Origin of the sequence: Rathayibacter sp. PhB151 (assembly GCF_004366415.1) — a bacterium.
Classification (GTDB): Bacteria; Actinomycetota; Actinomycetes; order Actinomycetales; family Microbacteriaceae; genus Rathayibacter; species Rathayibacter festucae.
Genome location: NZ_SOEN01000006.1, coordinates 247,732 through 263,001, shown reverse-complemented (window position 1 = coordinate 263,001; position 15,270 = coordinate 247,732). Strand labels below are relative to the sequence as shown.

Sequence of the window (15,270 nt, the reverse complement as noted above, 5' to 3'; positions counted from 1 at the left end):
CGGATCGCTCCGGAGCGGACGTGACTACTGGCGGAAGATCGAGATCAGTCGCAGCAGCTCGAGGTACATCCAGACGACGGTGACGAGGATGCCGTAGGCGCCCGTCCAGCCGTAGATGCGCGGGGCGCCGTTGCGGACGCCCTGCTGGATGAACTCGAAGTCCATCACGAGGGAGTAGGTGGCGAGCGCGATGGCGATGAGGCCGATCACGATGCCGATGAAGCCGGTGCGGAGACCGAAGCCGCCGCCGACGCCGAACAGGCCGAGGCCGAGGTTGACCAGCGAGAAGACCGCGTAGCTGATCATGCCGATGAAGAAGATCTTGTTCAGCTTCGGCGAGGTGCGGATCTTGCCGTTCATGAACAGCGCCAGGGTGACGCCGATCACGACGACGGTCGCGAGCAGGGCCTGGACGACCGCACCCTCGTAGGCGCTCTCGAAGAAGCGCGAGATCGCGCCGACTCCGATGCCCTGGGTCGCGGCATAGCCGAGGATCAGAGCCGGCGACGGCACCTTCTTGAAGGCGTTGACGATGCCGAGGACCAGCGCGACCAGCACGGCCGGCAGCATCAGCCCGGGGACGAACCAGCCCACCGCGGCACCCGCGAGGAGCACGACGAAGGCGAGTGCCGTCTTCGCGAGGGTGTCCTCGACGGTCATCCGGTTGGTGTCGGCCGAGCCCGCGGCCGGACGGTTGTACATCTGGTCGAGCGTGCCGGGCGACACGTCCGGGACGTCCTGCACGCGGCCGGCGTAGCCCCGGTTGCTGAACTCCGGACGACCGAACGCCGGGTTGTTGCTTGCCATGGTTCCTCTTCTCTCAGGTGCGCTCGACGGTGACGGACGGATCCGTCGGGACTCGCGGAGCTGAGTCGCTGTGACTGCGGGATCCACCGGCCGCCCTCTCGGGCCGCAGGCGGTAGGTCCACAGTATCTGAGAACATCTCTCAGAGTCTGGCTATTCCCTTCGCGGGAGCCCCGGTTCCGCCCGGAGTCGCCTGCCGCCGCCCGTAGGATCGCCGCATGCCGACCCGTCCCGTCCCGCTCGTCATCGGTCACCGCGGGGCCAGCGGCTACCGCCCGGAGCACACCAGATCGGCCTATGAGCTCGCGATCGCGCTCGGTGCCGACGCTGTCGAGCCGGATCTCGTCGCCTCGCGCGACGGGGTGCTGGTGCTCCGGCACGAGAACGAGATCTCCGGCACGACTGACGTGGAACGTCGCCCCGAGTTCGCGCAACGTCGCACGACGAAGCGCGTCGACGGCAAGGAGATCTCGGGCTGGTTCACCGAGGACTTCACCTGGGCCGAGCTGTCGACGCTCCGCGCGCGGGAGCGGCTGCCGGCCGTCCGCGCCTCGAGCGCCACCTTCGACGGGCAGTTCCCGATCCTGCGCTTCAGCGATCTCCTCGCCCTGCTCGACCGGGCGGGGGAGGAGTCGCCCCCGTCGCCTCCGGGGCTCGTCGCCGAGATCAAGCACGCCACGTACTTCGATGCGCTGGGTCTGCCGCTGGACGTGCTCCTCGAGCAGGAGCTGGCCGCGGCGGGCTGGGCGCGGACCGATCCGCGCCTCACGATCGAGAGCTTCGAGAAGACCGTCCTCGAGCGCCTCGCGGTCCGCGGAGTGGGCACCCGGCGCGTCTACCTGATCGAGTCGCGCGGCACCCCGCCCGATCTCACCGCCGCCCACGGCTCCCGGGCGACCCCCTACGCCGACTTCGTCACTCCCGCGGGCCTGCGCGGTCTCGCCGGGACGGTCGACGGCGTCAGCGTCGACAAGAGCATGCTCTTCGGGCGGGACGGCGCCGGGCGGGCCGTGGGGACGAACTCGCTGGTCGCCGACGCGCACGCGGTCGGGCTGCAGGTGTACACCTGGACGCTGCGCGCCGAGAACCGCTTCCTCGAGAAGGTGCACCGGATCGGCCGCGAGCCGGAGGCGTACGGCGCCTGGCAGGACGAGTTCCGCGCGATCCTGCGCACCGGGATCGACGGGGTGTTCGCGGACCAGCCGGACCTGGCGATCGAGGCGCGCGCGGCCGAGGACGACGCCTGGGCGGGGTCCGCCGGCTGATCCCGATCGCGCGGCCCGGCGAGTGCGCAGGCGACCGGGAGCCTCCGCTGGCATCATCGGGCCGACGACCCCGCCGCCCGGCGCCTCCCGCCGGTGCCGACCGACCCCGCCCCGCGCATCCCGAGAGGAGCCCGACCGTGAAGACCCGCGCCCGCATCACCCGCCGCTGGATCGTGTTCGCCGTGCTCGCCGCACTCGGGGTCGCCGTGGTCTACGGACTCGCCGTGCTCACCCCGCAGGGGCAGGCGGCCGAGAACTCCGGGCTGCGCGGCGCCGATCTGGTCTTCGGCCGGGCCACCGGCACGGCGGCGGGCGCGCTCGCCGACGTCACCCCGGTGTCGATGATCGGCGGTGCGCTGCTGGTCGCGGCGATCGCGCTGATCCGCCGGCGTCCGGCGCTGGCGCTCGCCTCCGTCGGCTCGATCGTGGTCACGGCCGGGCTGACGCAGCTGCTGAAGAACGTGGTGCTCGAGCGGCCGCTGCTCGTCGAGACCGACTCCTGGTACACCGGCGGCAGCTTCCCGAGCGGGCACACCGCGGCGGCGGTGTCGGTGGTCTTCGCGCTGGCGATGGTCGTTCCGGGACGCGGGCGCACGGTCGTGCTGGCGATCGGAGGCGCCGTGGTGGTGCTGGTCGGGAATCTGACGATGGCCGCCTCCTGGCACCGCGCGAGCGATGTGCTGGGCGCCGATCTGGTCGGTCTCGCCTCCGCCTCCCTGGCCTGCGCCTGGCTGTCGACGCGGGCGCAGGTGGGGCGGGCGCCGCGGAAGCCGCCGCGCCGGGCGGTGCTGCGGGTGCTGCTGGTCTGCTCGATCGTGCTCGTGCTGACGCTCGGGGCGCTCGCCGTGCAGGGCATCCAGTACTACCCGGACGACACCAAGGACCTCACAGCGTTCGTGCTGCTGCAGGTGCTCGCGGTGGCGACCTCCACGGTCGCGGTGGTCGGCTTCGCGCTGGCCTGGCGCGGGCTCGACATCGGCGGGCCGCTCTCCGCGCCCGTGCGGCGGCCGCGCGCCGCCTGAGCCCGGCGGGGCCCGACCGGGTGGCGTCCCGCGGCGGGGTGTCGGAGGCGCGATCTACACTCGGAGGGACATGAGCCTCCTCTTCGATCCGAGCGATTCCCGCGCCACCCCGGTCATCGTCGGCGCGCCCGGCGGGCCCTCCGGCGACTCCGCGCGCACCGACCCCGAGCACGAGCGCCTCGTGGCGGGTCTCAACCCGCAGCAGCGCGAGGCGGTCGAGTACCGCGGCGACGCGCTGCTCATCGTCGCGGGCGCCGGCTCGGGCAAGACCAGCGTGCTGACGCGGCGCATCGCGAGCCTGCTCGGCAGCGGCGAGGCCTGGCCCAGCCAGATCCTCGCGATCACCTTCACCAACAAGGCGGCCGCCGAGATGCGCGAGCGCGTCGAGAAGATCGTCGGCCAGGCGGCCGAGGGCATGTGGATCTCGACGTTCCACTCCGCCTGCGTGCGGATCCTGCGGCGCGAGGCCGAGAACTTCGGGATGACCTCGTCGTTCACCATCTACGACTCGGGCGACCAGCGGGCGCTGCTCAAGCGGATCGTGAAGGACCTCGAGGCGGACTCGCTCGGCATCACGGTCGCCAGCGCCTCATCGAAGATCTCCAAGCTCAAGAACGAGCTCGCCGACGTCGACTCCTACGCGCGGACCGCGAACATGAGCGACCCGAACGAGGAGATGTTCCTCCAGGTCTTCCGCGCCTACTCGCGCGCCCTCGAGAGCGCGAACGCCTTCGACTTCGACGACCTGATCGCGCAGACGGTCTACCTCTTCCGCGCGTTCCCGCACGTCGCGGCGAAGTACCAGCGCCGCTTCCGGCACGTGATGGTCGACGAGTACCAGGACACGAACCACGCGCAGTACTCGCTGATCCACGAGCTGACCCGGGCCGTTCCGCCGGCCACGATCGCGGCGGCCGCCTTCGACCGGCCGTACCGCGGCCCGGTGACGGCCGACGGCTCGATCCCCGGGGCCTCGCTCACCGTCGTGGGCGACTCCGATCAGTCGATCTACGCGTTCCGCGGGGCGGACATCCGCAACATCGTCGAGTTCGAGCGCGACTTCCCGGGCTGCCGCGTGATCCTGCTCGAGCAGAACTACCGCTCCACCCAGAACATCCTCTCGGCCGCGAACGCCGTCATCTCGAACAACTTCGACCGCCGTGCGAAGAACCTCTGGTCGGCCAGCGGCGAGGGCGAGAAGATCATCGGCTATACCGGGTACTCCGGCCACGACGAGGCGCAGTTCGTTGTCGACGAGATCGCCCGGATCCACGCGGCCGGCACCGGCTACGACGAGATCGCGGTGTTCTACCGCACCAACGCGCAGACCCGCGCGCTGGAGGAGATCTTCATCCGCTCGGCGCTGCCGTACCGGATCCTCGGCGGCACCAAGTTCTACGAGCGCGCCGAGATCAAGGACGCACTCGCCTACCTGATCACCGTCGCGAACCCCGCCGACGTGCTGGCGCTGCGGCGGATCATGAACACGCCCAAGCGCGGCATCGGCCCGGCGACGGAGGCGCAGCTGCAGTCCTTCGCGGACACCAACGCGGTGACGCTGCGCGAGGCGATGCGCAACGCCGGGTCGCTGGGCATGGGACCGAAGGTGACGAAGGCGATCGTCGATCTCGCGACGCTGCTCGACGAGTGCGCCCTGATGCTCGACCCGGCGCGGCCAGAGGGCGAGGCGAAGGTGCACGAGGTGCTGTCGGCCCTGCTCTCCCGCAGCGGCTACATCGACATGCTCCGCGCCAGCCGCGACCCGCAGGACGAGGCGCGCGCCGAGAACGTCGACGAGCTGATCGCCGTGACGAAGGAGTTCGCGCGCAACAACCCCGACGGCGGCCTGGTCGACTTCCTCACCGAGGTGTCGCTGGTCGCCGCGGCGGACGACCTCGACGACGACTCCGGGACCGTGTCGCTGATGACCCTGCACACCGCGAAGGGGCTCGAGTACGACGCGGTGTTCCTCACCGGCATCGAGGAGGACCTGCTCCCGCACCGCATCTCGGCGAACGAGCCGGGCGGTCCGGCGGAGGAGCGGCGGCTGTTCTACGTGGGCATCACCCGCGCGCGGAAGCGGCTCTACCTCTCGCTCGCGATGACCCGCGCGCGGTACGGCGAGACCTCGGTCGCGATGCCGAGCCGGTTCCTCCAGGAGATCCCGGCCGAGCTGATCGAGTGGCGCCAGTCGCCGGGGGCGGCGACCTCCCGCGGCGGCACCCAGCCGCGGGCGCTGAACGCGCAGCGGCCCGGGTTCGGCCGCTCGAAGTCGAACACCGAGTTCCGCCAGGCGCTCGCCGCGGCGCCGAAGGCGAAGGGCGAGTTCCCCAACCGGATCACCGGGATGGTGCGCGACAACGGCGACCTCGAGCTGATCGCGGGCGACCGCATCCGGCACACCGACTTCGGCGAGGGCCGCGTGAACGCGGTCACCGGCGAGGGCAGCAAGCGGGTCGCGCACGTGCTCTTCGACCAGGTCGGCGCCAAGAAGCTGCTGATCAAGGTCGCGCCCATCGAGAAGATCTGAGCCGGTCGGAATGCCCCGTGCCGGTCGACGAGTCGTGAGCCGCTTCAGGGGCCCTGCGGCCGACACCGCGACGAGCGGAGGCGGGCCGCTCGCGGCGCGGGTGGCGACGGAGGCGTTCGCGCCGCCGGTGCTGGCGATGGTCGTCCCGCTGATCGTGGGTGCGCGGGTCGCGGACCCGCCGCTGCTCGGGGTGGCCTGGGGAGCGCTCGCCGCGCTCTTCGTCGGCGTGCTGCCGTACCTCGTCGTGCGGCTGCTGATGCGCGCGGGGCGGATCCGCGGCGATCACCACGTGCCGGACCGCCGTGAGCGGGCCCTGCCGATCGGGCTCGCGCTGGTCTCGATCGTGGTCGGGCTCGTGCTGCTCGCCGTGCTCGGCGCGCCGGCCGCGGTGACGACGTTCGGCGTGGTGACGGTGGCGGTGCTCACGGTGATCGGGATCGTCAACCTCGGCTGGAAGCTGTCGGGGCACGCCGCGGTCGTCGCGACCTGCGCGGTGGTGGTGCTGATCGCCTACGGCCCGTGGTCGCTGCTGATCACCGTGCCGATCGCGCTCTGGACCGGCTGGTCGCGCGTGCGCCTCGGCGCCCACACGCCGGCGCAGGTGATCGCGGGCGCCGTGGTCGGCGCCGCGCTCGCCTCACTCGTCTGGACCCTCCTGAGCTGACCCCTCCGCGAGATGCCACTTGTGCACGCTCGACACGGCGTGTCGCGTGCACAAGTGGCATCTCGCGGCAGGGGAGGGCTACTTGTCGCAGGCGATGCCGTCGCCGTCGTTGTCGAGGCGGTAGCTGTCGGGGCCGACGACCGTGACCGGGCCCTGGATGTAGACGGGGCCGTCGCCCTTTCCGGAGGCGCAGTCGCCGTCGGAGGCGATCGGGACGCACTCGCCGGCGTAGCTGGAGTGGCAGCCGGCGTCGGCTGCCGCGGCGACCGGGGCGGGGGCGGGGGCCGGGACCAGTGTGCCGACGCGGGTGACGTCGTCGACGGCGGGAGTGGTGACCGCCTCCGAGAGCTGCGCGCGGGAGACCTCGACGCCGTCGTGCTTGACGACCTCGAATGTGCGGGTGAGCACGCCGTCGACGCCGGCGACGACGGTGCTCGTGCCCTGCGCGGCGCTCGGGTCGTCCTCGGTGCGCGAGGAGCGGGCGATGGGAGCGGTCTCGGTGACCTGCTCGGTCGTGATCACGACGGTCGGGGTCGGCGTCGGCGTGCGGGTGGGCGCCGGCGTGGTCGTGCGGGTCGGAGCGGCGGCGAACGACGCCGGGCTCTCGGTCCCGGACGCCACGGCCTGGTCGTCCGTGGGCGCCGGGGCCGCCGTCGATCCAAACGCCGACAGGCCGACGATCAGGGCGAGCATCGCCGCCCCGCCGGCCGTCGCGGACGTCCGGCGGCGGCGCGGCAGTCCGAGCCAGGTCGGGCGGCGCAGGAGTGCGCCGTACGCAGCGGTGACGAGGACGACGAGGGCGATCACGACGAGGGCCGCGCCGGGGCCTCCCGTCAGCCAGCCGACCAGTGCGAAGAAGAGGGTGACGCCGCCGACGGTCCACTGCAGCGGCGTGAGGCGGAGGCGGGTGAGCCGCAGCGATCCCGCCCGCAGCGGCCGGCGCCCGGACGGGCTGCGGTCCGCGGAGACGGGGCCGGCGGGAACGCTGTCCTGCGGCCGACCCGCGGACCGGAGGAGGGCGGGCAGGGCGGCCGCCCGCCGGCGGACGGCGGAACGCGGATCGGCGGAGCGGGCGTTCCGGCGGGCGCGACCCGGCAGATCGGGCGGGAGGTGCGGGTGGCGGGGGCTCATCGACGTTTCTTCCTGGTGGCGCGGCGGGACGCCTCAGCATGCCCCACGAGACCCCTCCTCCGTGTCCCCCGAATAGGGCGGCATCCGAAGGACGCCCGCCCCCGCGAGATGCCACTTGCGTACGCGACACGCCGGGAAAGGCGTGCACAACTGGCATCTCGCGGGGAGGGGCGGACCCGGGCCGGGGTCAGGAGTACTGGGCGACGAGCTCGCGCTTGAGGATCTTGCCGCTCGGGCCGAGGGGGAGAGCGTCGACGAGCTCGATGCGGCGGGGGAACTTGAAGGCGGCGAGGTGCTCGTTCGCGTAGGCGATCAGCTCCTCCGCGGTCGCCGTCGCCGAGGGCAGCAGCACGACGGCGGCCATGATCTCCTGGCCGTGCTTCTCGTCGGGGACGCCGAACACGGCGGCGTTGGCCACGGCCGCGTGCCCGATCAGGACCTCCTCGACCTCGCGCGGGTACACGTTGTAGCCGTTGCGGATGATCATGTCCTTGGTCCGGTCGAGGATGCGGATGTAGTCCTCGTCGTCCTTGGTGCCGAGGTCGCCGGTGCGGAACCAGCCGTCGACGACCGCGGCGGCGGACGCCTCCGGGTTGCCGAGATAGCCCTTCATCAGGTTGTGGCCGCGGACCACGATCTCGCCGAGCTCGCCCCGGGGGAGCAGCTCGATCCGGTCGACGACCTCGGGGCTGGCGACCTCGACGTCCACGCCCCAGATCGGCGTGCCGACGGTGCCGGCGCGCGGCGGGACGCCGACGTGGTTGAAGGTGGCGACGGGGGACGTCTCGGTGAGGCCGTAGCCCTCGTAGATCTCGACGCCGAACACCTCGCGGAAGCGCTCGATCACGGCGACGGGCAGGGCCGCTCCTCCGGAGACCGCGTAGCGCAGCGGTGGGCGGTCCTCGCGGCGGGTCGCGGCGTCGAGCAGCGCGACGTACATCGTCGGGACGCCCTCGAACACGGTGCACTCGTGCGCGATCATCGCCTCGAGCGCGGCGTCGCCGTCGAACTTGGGCACGAGCACCACGGTCGCGGCGGTGCGGAACGCCGTGTTCATCGCGCAGACCTGGCCGAACGTGTGGAAGAGCGGCAGCGCGCCGAGCACCACGTCGCCCTGGTGCAGGTCGAAGGTGTTCATCAGCAGCACGTCGGACTGCGAGACGATCGCGAAGTGCGTGCCCTCGGCGCCCTTGGGCCGGCCGGTGGTGCCGCTGGTGTAGAGGATCGTCGCGGTGTCGAACGGCGAGCGCGGCACGTAGGTGTCGATCGGCGTCGCGTCGGCGGCGAGGTCCTCGAGGCGGGGGAAGGGGCTCTCGGTGCCGTCGGGCACCAGCACGCTCAGCACGGGGACGTCGGCCAGGGCCGCTCCGGCGGCGCCCTCGGCCAGCAGCGGGGCGGCGCAGACCAGAGCGGTCGCTCCGGAGTCGCGCAGCACGTAGGCGATCTCGTCGTGCTTGAGCAGCGCGTGCACCGGCACCACGACGGCGCCTAAGGCGAGGACGGCGAAGTAGCCGCGCGGGAAGTCGGGGACGTTGGGGATCAGCAGGGCGACCCGGTCGCCGGGGCCGATGCCCTGAGCGCGGAGAGCTCCGGCGTAGGTGCGGGTCTGCTCCCAGAGGGTGCCGTAGTCGATCGCCTGCGGGCCGACCCGGACCGCGATCGTCGTCGGCGTGCGGCGGGCCGCCTCCGCCAGGATCGCCGCGACCGAGACGCTGCCGAACCCGGCTGTGGGCGGGGGTGCGGCGGGTGCCTCGGTGGTGCGCGGTTCGGTGATGCTCATCGGGGCTCCAGTCGTCGTTGACCGCCGCGGCGCGTTCGCCGGGTGCTTCACGGTAGATCCGCCGGGGGCGCCGTTCAAGCGCTGCGCATCGGATGCTCAGCGTGCCCTCCCTCTGCGGCAGCGCGGCGGCAGGCCGGTGGCGGCCGTCGGCGAGGGAGCGGATCGCGCCGGAGGCAAGGGCCTGCACCCGAGCATTGCCGCCCGTACAGTCGAGGCGACGACGGAGGAGGCGCTCATGCGCGGGGAGGCCACGCTCTACACCGAGACGATCGCGACGGCGCCGTTCGCGCTGGCCGTGATCGCGGAGGCGACCGGCTCGCGGGTGGTCGGCGCGCGCACCGCGGACGCGCACGTCCCGCTCTACAGCGGACCGACCAGCGCGCGGGTCTCGGTCGCGGGCTTCGGCGACAGCGTGCCGATCAGCGTCGACGTCCGCGACGAGCGCGGGCAGGACGAGGCGCGCGCCGCGGCGCAGGCGCTCGGGCTGGAGCTCGCCGCCTACGCGGGCTGGACGATCACGGCCGGCTTCTGAGACTCCGGTCGGACTCGGCGCGCACCCGGGCCAGGAAGAACCTGCTCGGGGCCGTGCGCACCGCGGTCGGCAGGACGCGGTAGACGGCGAAGGTGCGGGCGAGCGCCCGGTCGAACCGCCTCTGCTGCCGTGCGCTCCAGCGGAAGCCGAACGGCGCGCGGAGCTCCGGTGGCAGGAGGCCCGCCGTCATCAGCCTCAGGTAGGGGCCGACCGGGCGCAGCCACCAGGCGGCGATCCCGCCGTCGAGCAGGTCGTGCGCGACGCGGCGCGCGGCGGGCGTGACCTCGAGCCGGGCGAGCTCCCGCTCCCAGTAGGCGTCGAAGGCCGCCCGGGAGTCGGGCCAGAGCTCCTCGGGCATCTGCAGCGCCGTGCCGACGACGCGGGAGCGGTGCACGATCTCGTCGGCCTCCTCGCGGCCGAGCGGGCCGAAGGCGCCCTCGTGGAGCTGGAGCATCGACTGGGTGATCGTCGCGGCGACCCAGCGCTGGAGCTCCGGATCGAACGCGGTGTAGCCGGGGCCGCGGACCGGCGCGTGCGCGCGGTTCACCCGGCGCTGGACCGAGCGGACGTCCTCGGGGCTGCCGAACTGGAGCGCGTAGAGGTAGGAGAGGGTGCCGAACAGCCGGCCGAGCGCGCGGTGGACGAAGTCGGAGTGCTCGGCGACGCCGGCGCCGACCGCGGGGTGCGCGATCTGCAGGAGGATGGCGCGCGCGCCCGCGACGAGGAAGACGCCCTCGCGGAAGACGTCGCGGTCGGCGGGTGCGCGCAGCGGCATCCCTCCACGGTACGCGGGGCAGGTCCCTCCCCACTGCGCGTTCCGGCCACCTCTCCACAGTCCGCGGCTGTGCGCCCCCCGGCGCAGGAAGCGCCCGCGGGGTCCGGAGTAGAGTTGGCGCGGCCCAGGAAGAGTGCCGACACAGAACCGTGCCGAGACTCCGGACAGCGCAGCGGACCACCAGCGCGGATCCGGACAGCACGGACCGCCGGCGCCGTGGGCCGACCTCGGACTCGGAACGCAAGCGCGCTCGGCGCGGAATGGGAATGCAGCGTGGATCTCTTCGAATACCAGGCCCGTGATCTGTTCGAGAAGTACGGCGTGCCCGTGCTCCCCGGCATCATCGCCGACACGCCGGAGGAGGTGCGCGCCGCGGCGGAGAAGCTGGGCGGCGTCACCGTCGTCAAGGCGCAGGTCAAGATCGGCGGCCGCGGCAAGGCGGGCGGCGTGAAGGTCGCGAAGACCGCGGACGACGCGTTCGAGGCGGCGAAGTCGATCCTCGGCCTGGACATCAAGGGCCACGTCGTCAAGCGCGTCATGGTCGCCGGTGGCGCCCGCATCGACCGCGAGTTCTACTTCTCGGTCCTGCTCGACCGGGCGAACCGCTCCTACCTCTCGCTCACCTCCTACGAGGGCGGCATGGAGATCGAGCAGCTCGCCGTCGAGCGCCCCGAGGCGCTCGCGCGCGTCGAGGTCGTCCCCGGCCAGGGCATCGACCAGGCCAAGGCCGAGGAGATCGCCCGCGCGGCGAAGTTCCCGGAGGAGCTGATCGCCAAGGTCGCCCCCGTGCTCGTCAAGCTCTACGACGTCTACACCGGCGAGGACGCGACGCTCGTCGAGGTCAACCCGCTCGTGCTCACCGAGGAGGGCGACATCGTCGCGCTCGACGGCAAGGTCTCGATCGACGAGAACGCCGGCTTCCGCCACCCCGAGCACGCCGCGCTGGAGGACAAGGACGCGGCCGACCCGCTCGAGGCCAAGGCCAAGGAGAACGACCTCAACTACGTGAAGCTCGACGGCGAGGTCGGCATCATCGGCAACGGCGCGGGCCTGGTCATGTCCACGCTCGACGTCGTCGCCTACGCCGGCGAGAAGCACAAGGGCGTGAAGCCGGCCAACTTCCTCGACATCGGCGGCGGAGCCTCCGCCCAGGTGATGGCGAACGGCCTCGACGTGATCCTCGGCGACGAGCAGGTCAAGAGCGTCTTCGTCAACGTCTTCGGCGGCATCACCGCCTGCGACGCGGTCGCCAACGGCATCCTGCAGGCCCTCGAGATCCTCGGCGACTCGGCGACCAAGCCGCTCGTCGTGCGCCTCGACGGCAACAAGGTGGAGGAGGGCCGCGCGATCCTCGAGGCCGCCGCCAACCCGCTCATCACCCTGGCCGCGACGATGGACGAGGGCGCCGACAAGGCCGCCGCACTCGCCGCCGCGTAACGACCCCCTCGACTCAAGGAATCAGAGAACAAGCATGTCGATCTTCCTCAACAAGGACTCCAAGGTCATCGTCCAGGGCATCACCGGCGGCGAGGGCACGAAGCACACCGCGCTGATGCTCAAGGCCGGCACGAACGTCGTCGGCGGCGTCAACGCCCGCAAGGCCGGCACGACCGTCACGCACGGCGACGTCGAGCTGCCCGTCTTCGGCACCGTCAAGGAGGCCATCGAGGCCACCGGCGCCGACGTGTCGATCGCGTTCGTCCCGCCCGCCTTCTCGAAGGACGCCGTCATCGAGGCGATCGACGCCGAGATCGGCCTCCTCGTCGTCATCACCGAGGGCATCCCGGTGCAGGACTCGGCCGAGTTCTGGGCCTACGCGCAGGAGAAGGGCAACAAGACCCGGATCATCGGCCCGAACTGCCCCGGCATCATCACGCCGGGCGAGTCGCTCGTGGGCATCACCCCCGCGACGATCACCGGCAAGGGCCCGATCGGCCTCGTCTCCAAGTCGGGCACGCTGACCTACCAGATGATGTACGAGCTGCGCGATCTGGGCTTCTCGACCGCCATCGGCATCGGCGGCGACCCGATCATCGGCACCACGCACATCGACGCCCTCGCGGCGTTCGAGGCCGACCCCGAGACCAAGGCGATCGTCATGATCGGCGAGATCGGCGGCGACGCCGAGGAGCGCGCGGCCGACTTCATCAAGGCGAACGTCACCAAGCCGGTCGTCGGCTACGTCGCGGGCTTCACCGCTCCCGAGGGCAAGACCATGGGCCACGCCGGCGCCATCGTCTCCGGCTCCGCGGGCACCGCGCAGGCGAAGAAGGAGGCCCTCGAGGCCGCCGGCGTCCGGGTGGGCAAGACGCCCTCCGAGACGGCCGACCTGCTCCGCGAGGTCTACGCGGCGCTGTAGCGCACCCCCGTCCCGCGCGCGCCGCGGGACACGATCGGACGGGATCCTCTGCCTCGGCAGGGGGTCCCGTCGGTCGTCGCGGGCCCCGGCGGCGGTAGCGTGCAGGGGTGACCCGCCGCCTCGGACTCGACTTCCTGACCTTCGTGCCCTACCCGGAGGGCCCCGAGCAGCCGGGTGACGCGGCGCGCAGCCTCGAGGACGGCCTCGCGCTCTTCGAGCTCGCGGAGGAGCTCGGCTACGACACCGGCTGGGTGCGGGTGCGGCACTTCGAGCGCTTCCTCGCCTCGCCGATGACCTTCTTCGCCGCCGCCTCGCAGCGGACCCGACAGCTGCGCCTGGGCACCGCGGTGATCGGCGCGCGCTACGAGTCGCCCGTCCGCCTCGCCGAGGACGCGGCCACTGTGGACCTGCTCTCCGGTGGCCGGCTCGACCTCGGCGTGAGCAGCGGCTTCGCGCACCTCGCCTCGGTCTTCGACGGCGTCTTCGGGCAGGCCGAGCGGGAGTTCCGCGCCGAGGCGCAGGAGCGGATCGAGCGCCTGCGCGACGCGCTCTCGGGCTCGGTGCTCGGCATCGCGGAGTCCGCGCTGATGTCGGTGCCGGTCGGCGATCCGCTCGTGCAGCAGCCGCACGCGCCCGGTCTGGCCGACCGGCTCTGGTACGGCGCCGGCACCACCGCCTCCGCGGTCCGCGCCGGCGAGCAGGGCATGCACCTCCAGGTCTCCACGCTGAACACGGAGGAGACCGGGCTGTCGTTCGCGGAGCAGCAGGCCGCGCAGATCCGCGCCTACCGCGAGGCCTTCGCCGCCGCGCACCCCGGGCGCACCTCGCGGGTCACGGCGGGGCGCATCGTGCTGCCGCTGACCGGCCCCGCCGACGAGGAGGCGCACCGCCCCTTCATCGAGGGCTACCTCGCGCGGATGGACGACGACGGCCGGCCGCGCACCGCCGACCGCTCGATCATCGCGGCGCCGATGCGCTTCAGCCCGCTGCATCTCGGCACGGCCGACGAGATCGTCGCCTCGCTCGCGGCCGACCCCGCGCTGGCGGAGGCGGACTCGCTCACGGTCACACTGCCCGCGGTCGGCGGGGTCGAGTCGCACCGGCGCATCCTGCGGACGATCGCCGCGGAGATCGCGCCGCGGCTGGGCTGGACGCCCGCCGCCTAGCTGCGGCGCAGCAGGAGCAGCGTGAGCGGGCGCTGCGCGATCAGCAGCAGCAGCCACCAGAGCCCGACCGAGGGCACGAGCAGTGCGAGCGCGAGGGCGAGCACGAGGAGCGCGAACGGGACGACGGCGGGAGCGAGCCGGATCGGCCCGACGCCCTCCCGCAGCAGGTGCGGTCGGCGCCGCAGCCGCAGCTCGATCAGCAGCAGCGCCCCGCTGACCACGACCATCGTGCCGATGTAGAGGCCGGTCGTCGCGCGCGAGTCGGGCAGCAGGGCGATGGCGCTCGTCGAGAACGGGAAGAACGCGATCGCGACCAGCCAGAGCAGATCGAGCCAGACCAGCCCGGCGTCGTAGTCGCCGGCCAGCTCGAAGACCCGGTGGTGCGGCATCCAGAACACCGCGATCAGCGTGAAGGAGAGCGCGAAGGCGAGCACCGAGTCGAGGTGCTGGCCGAGGACCTCGCCCACGCCGCCGCCGTCGCGGCCGATCTCGGGAGCGAGTTGGACCAGCGGGAGCACCAGGATCGTGATCGCGATCGCCACGGTCGCGTCGGAGAAGTTGACCAGGCGATCCAGGCCCCGCTCGGTGCGCGCCGGGCGGTGCCGCTCGGGCGCGTGCCCGCGGTGCACCAGGCGCTCGATCGGGCCGGAGAGCAGCAGCAGCAGCAGCGCGAACATGTTGACGCTCGGGAGGGTGACGGCGAGCACGAGCGCGACGGCCAGCAGCGCGATCACGATCAGCGAGCGCGAGAGCGAGCGGAGCGGGTCCGTGCCGGGCACGAGGAGGGCGGGGTCTCGGCGCAGGATCAGCTGCATCGCCAGGGTCGCGGTGCTCGCGACGATCATGGTGCCGATGTAGAGCGCGAACACGCTCGGGTCGGTGGCGAAGACGTTCGACAGCAGATTCGCCGCGAAGGGCAGCAGCACGATCGCCGCGAGCCAGACGAAGTTCACCGCGACCAGAGCGGGGGAGTAGCGGGCCACGCCCTCGAAGACCGCGTGGTGCACCAGCCACAGGCGCCCGATCACGGCGAAGGTGATGAAGAACGCCGAGAGGGTGCCGTAGTGGCCGGCGAGCAGCGCGCCGAGGTCGGTCGCACCGCCCTCCTCGACGACGTCGACGAGGGGCAGCACGAGGAACGTGATCGCGATGGCGACCGTCGCATCGGTGAAGTTGACCAGTCGGTCGAGTCCGCGCTCGGTGCGGGAGGCGCTGGTCGTCACGGCTCGACCCTAGGGGAC

At 72.4% G+C, this 15,270-nt stretch carries 13 protein-coding genes; 8 read left to right on the top strand and 5 right to left on the bottom strand.

Annotation, left to right across the window (positions count from 1 at the left end):
- Window positions 1-24: 24 nt before the first annotated feature.
- The gene (locus tag EDF35_RS01830) at window positions 25-807 is read right to left on the bottom strand and encodes a Bax inhibitor-1/YccA family protein (RefSeq protein WP_123702166.1); all 783 of its coding nucleotides are present in this window, start codon (window positions 805-807) and stop codon (window positions 25-27) included.
- A 216-nt stretch (window positions 808-1,023) separates the two neighbouring features.
- On the opposite strand from EDF35_RS01830, the gene EDF35_RS01825 reads away from it, so the two are divergent.
- The 4 genes from EDF35_RS01825 (at window position 1,024) to EDF35_RS01810 (ending at window position 6,286) form a co-directional block, all read left to right on the top strand.
- The gene (locus tag EDF35_RS01825; RefSeq protein WP_133960576.1) at window positions 1,024-2,070 is read left to right on the top strand and encodes a glycerophosphodiester phosphodiesterase family protein; all 1,047 of its coding nucleotides are present in this window, start codon (window positions 1,024-1,026) and stop codon (window positions 2,068-2,070) included.
- A gap of 137 nt (window positions 2,071-2,207) precedes the next feature.
- Window positions 2,208-3,092 (top strand): phosphatase PAP2 family protein, encoded by an 885-nt coding sequence (locus EDF35_RS01820; RefSeq protein ID WP_133960575.1) that lies wholly within the window; start codon window positions 2,208-2,210, stop codon window positions 3,090-3,092.
- Between the two features lie 70 nt (window positions 3,093-3,162).
- Window positions 3,163-5,622, top strand: a complete 2,460-nt coding sequence (locus EDF35_RS01815) for a UvrD-helicase domain-containing protein (RefSeq protein WP_133960574.1) — start codon at window positions 3,163-3,165, stop codon at window positions 5,620-5,622.
- 34 nt (window positions 5,623-5,656) lie between these two features.
- Window positions 5,657-6,286 carry a phosphatase PAP2 family protein gene (locus tag EDF35_RS01810; RefSeq protein WP_133960573.1) on the top strand — a complete coding sequence of 210 codons (630 nt, stop codon included), beginning with the start codon at window positions 5,657-5,659 and terminating at the stop codon, window positions 6,284-6,286.
- A gap of 78 nt (window positions 6,287-6,364) precedes the next feature.
- Here EDF35_RS01810 and EDF35_RS21115 read toward each other — a convergent pair whose 3' ends face one another.
- Together EDF35_RS21115 and EDF35_RS01800 are read right to left on the bottom strand one after the other, a co-directional pair.
- On the bottom strand, window positions 6,365-7,417 hold the full coding sequence (locus EDF35_RS21115; RefSeq protein ID WP_243839816.1) for a G5 domain-containing protein: 1,053 nt from the start codon (window positions 7,415-7,417) through the stop codon (window positions 6,365-6,367).
- Window positions 7,418-7,604: 187 nt separating this feature from the next.
- Window positions 7,605-9,197 (bottom strand): long-chain fatty acid--CoA ligase, encoded by a 1,593-nt coding sequence (locus EDF35_RS01800; protein WP_133960572.1) that lies wholly within the window; start codon window positions 9,195-9,197, stop codon window positions 7,605-7,607.
- 235 nt (window positions 9,198-9,432) lie between these two features.
- On the opposite strand from EDF35_RS01800, the gene EDF35_RS01795 reads away from it, so the two are divergent.
- A complete protein-coding gene (locus EDF35_RS01795) occupies window positions 9,433-9,729 on the top strand; it encodes a hypothetical protein (RefSeq protein WP_123702176.1) in 297 nt (98 codons plus the stop codon).
- Here the strand turns inward: EDF35_RS01795 and EDF35_RS01790 are convergent.
- Window positions 9,713-10,504: an oxygenase MpaB family protein gene (locus tag EDF35_RS01790; RefSeq protein ID WP_133960571.1), complete on the bottom strand. Its 792-nt coding sequence runs from the start codon at window positions 10,502-10,504 to the stop codon at window positions 9,713-9,715. The two genes, EDF35_RS01795 and EDF35_RS01790, sit on opposite strands and share 17 nt — an antisense overlap.
- A gap of 273 nt (window positions 10,505-10,777) precedes the next feature.
- Between EDF35_RS01790 and sucC the strand changes: the two genes are divergently transcribed.
- The 3 genes from sucC to EDF35_RS01775 all read left to right on the top strand — a co-directional run bounded on the left by sucC (window position 10,778) and on the right by EDF35_RS01775 (window position 14,029).
- On the top strand, window positions 10,778-11,941 hold the full coding sequence (gene sucC / locus EDF35_RS01785; RefSeq protein ID WP_123702180.1) for an ADP-forming succinate--CoA ligase subunit beta: 1,164 nt from the start codon (window positions 10,778-10,780) through the stop codon (window positions 11,939-11,941).
- A 34-nt stretch (window positions 11,942-11,975) separates the two neighbouring features.
- The gene (sucD, locus tag EDF35_RS01780; RefSeq protein WP_123445113.1) at window positions 11,976-12,863 is read left to right on the top strand and encodes a succinate--CoA ligase subunit alpha; all 888 of its coding nucleotides are present in this window, start codon (window positions 11,976-11,978) and stop codon (window positions 12,861-12,863) included.
- 107 nt (window positions 12,864-12,970) lie between these two features.
- Window positions 12,971-14,029: an LLM class flavin-dependent oxidoreductase gene (locus tag EDF35_RS01775; RefSeq protein ID WP_123702182.1), complete on the top strand. Its 1,059-nt coding sequence runs from the start codon at window positions 12,971-12,973 to the stop codon at window positions 14,027-14,029.
- Here EDF35_RS01775 and EDF35_RS20600 read toward each other — a convergent pair.
- Window positions 14,026-15,252: a TMEM175 family protein gene (locus EDF35_RS20600; RefSeq protein WP_166673978.1), complete on the bottom strand. Its 1,227-nt coding sequence runs from the start codon at window positions 15,250-15,252 to the stop codon at window positions 14,026-14,028. The genes EDF35_RS01775 and EDF35_RS20600 overlap by 4 nt on opposite strands.
- Between the last annotated feature and the right edge of the window lie 18 nt (window positions 15,253-15,270).

What these genes read in the sequence shown, in the direction of transcription:
- EDF35_RS21115 (WP_243839816.1), bottom strand. Translation starts at nt 7,417, where the DNA reads ATGAGCCCCCGCCACCCGCACCTCCCGCCCGATCTGCCGGGTCGCGCC.
- sucD (WP_123445113.1), top strand. Translation starts at nt 11,976, where the DNA reads ATGTCGATCTTCCTCAACAAGGACTCCAAGGTCATCGTCCAGGGCATC.
- EDF35_RS01825 (WP_133960576.1), top strand. Translation starts at nt 1,024, where the DNA reads ATGCCGACCCGTCCCGTCCCGCTCGTCATCGGTCACCGCGGGGCCAGC.
- EDF35_RS01830 (WP_123702166.1), bottom strand. Translation starts at nt 807, where the DNA reads ATGGCAAGCAACAACCCGGCGTTCGGTCGTCCGGAGTTCAGCAACCGG.
- EDF35_RS01795 (WP_123702176.1), top strand. Translation starts at nt 9,433, where the DNA reads ATGCGCGGGGAGGCCACGCTCTACACCGAGACGATCGCGACGGCGCCG.
- EDF35_RS01790 (WP_133960571.1), bottom strand. Translation starts at nt 10,504, where the DNA reads ATGCCGCTGCGCGCACCCGCCGACCGCGACGTCTTCCGCGAGGGCGTC.
- EDF35_RS01800 (WP_133960572.1), bottom strand. Translation starts at nt 9,197, where the DNA reads ATGAGCATCACCGAACCGCGCACCACCGAGGCACCCGCCGCACCCCCG.
- EDF35_RS01815 (WP_133960574.1), top strand. Translation starts at nt 3,163, where the DNA reads ATGAGCCTCCTCTTCGATCCGAGCGATTCCCGCGCCACCCCGGTCATC.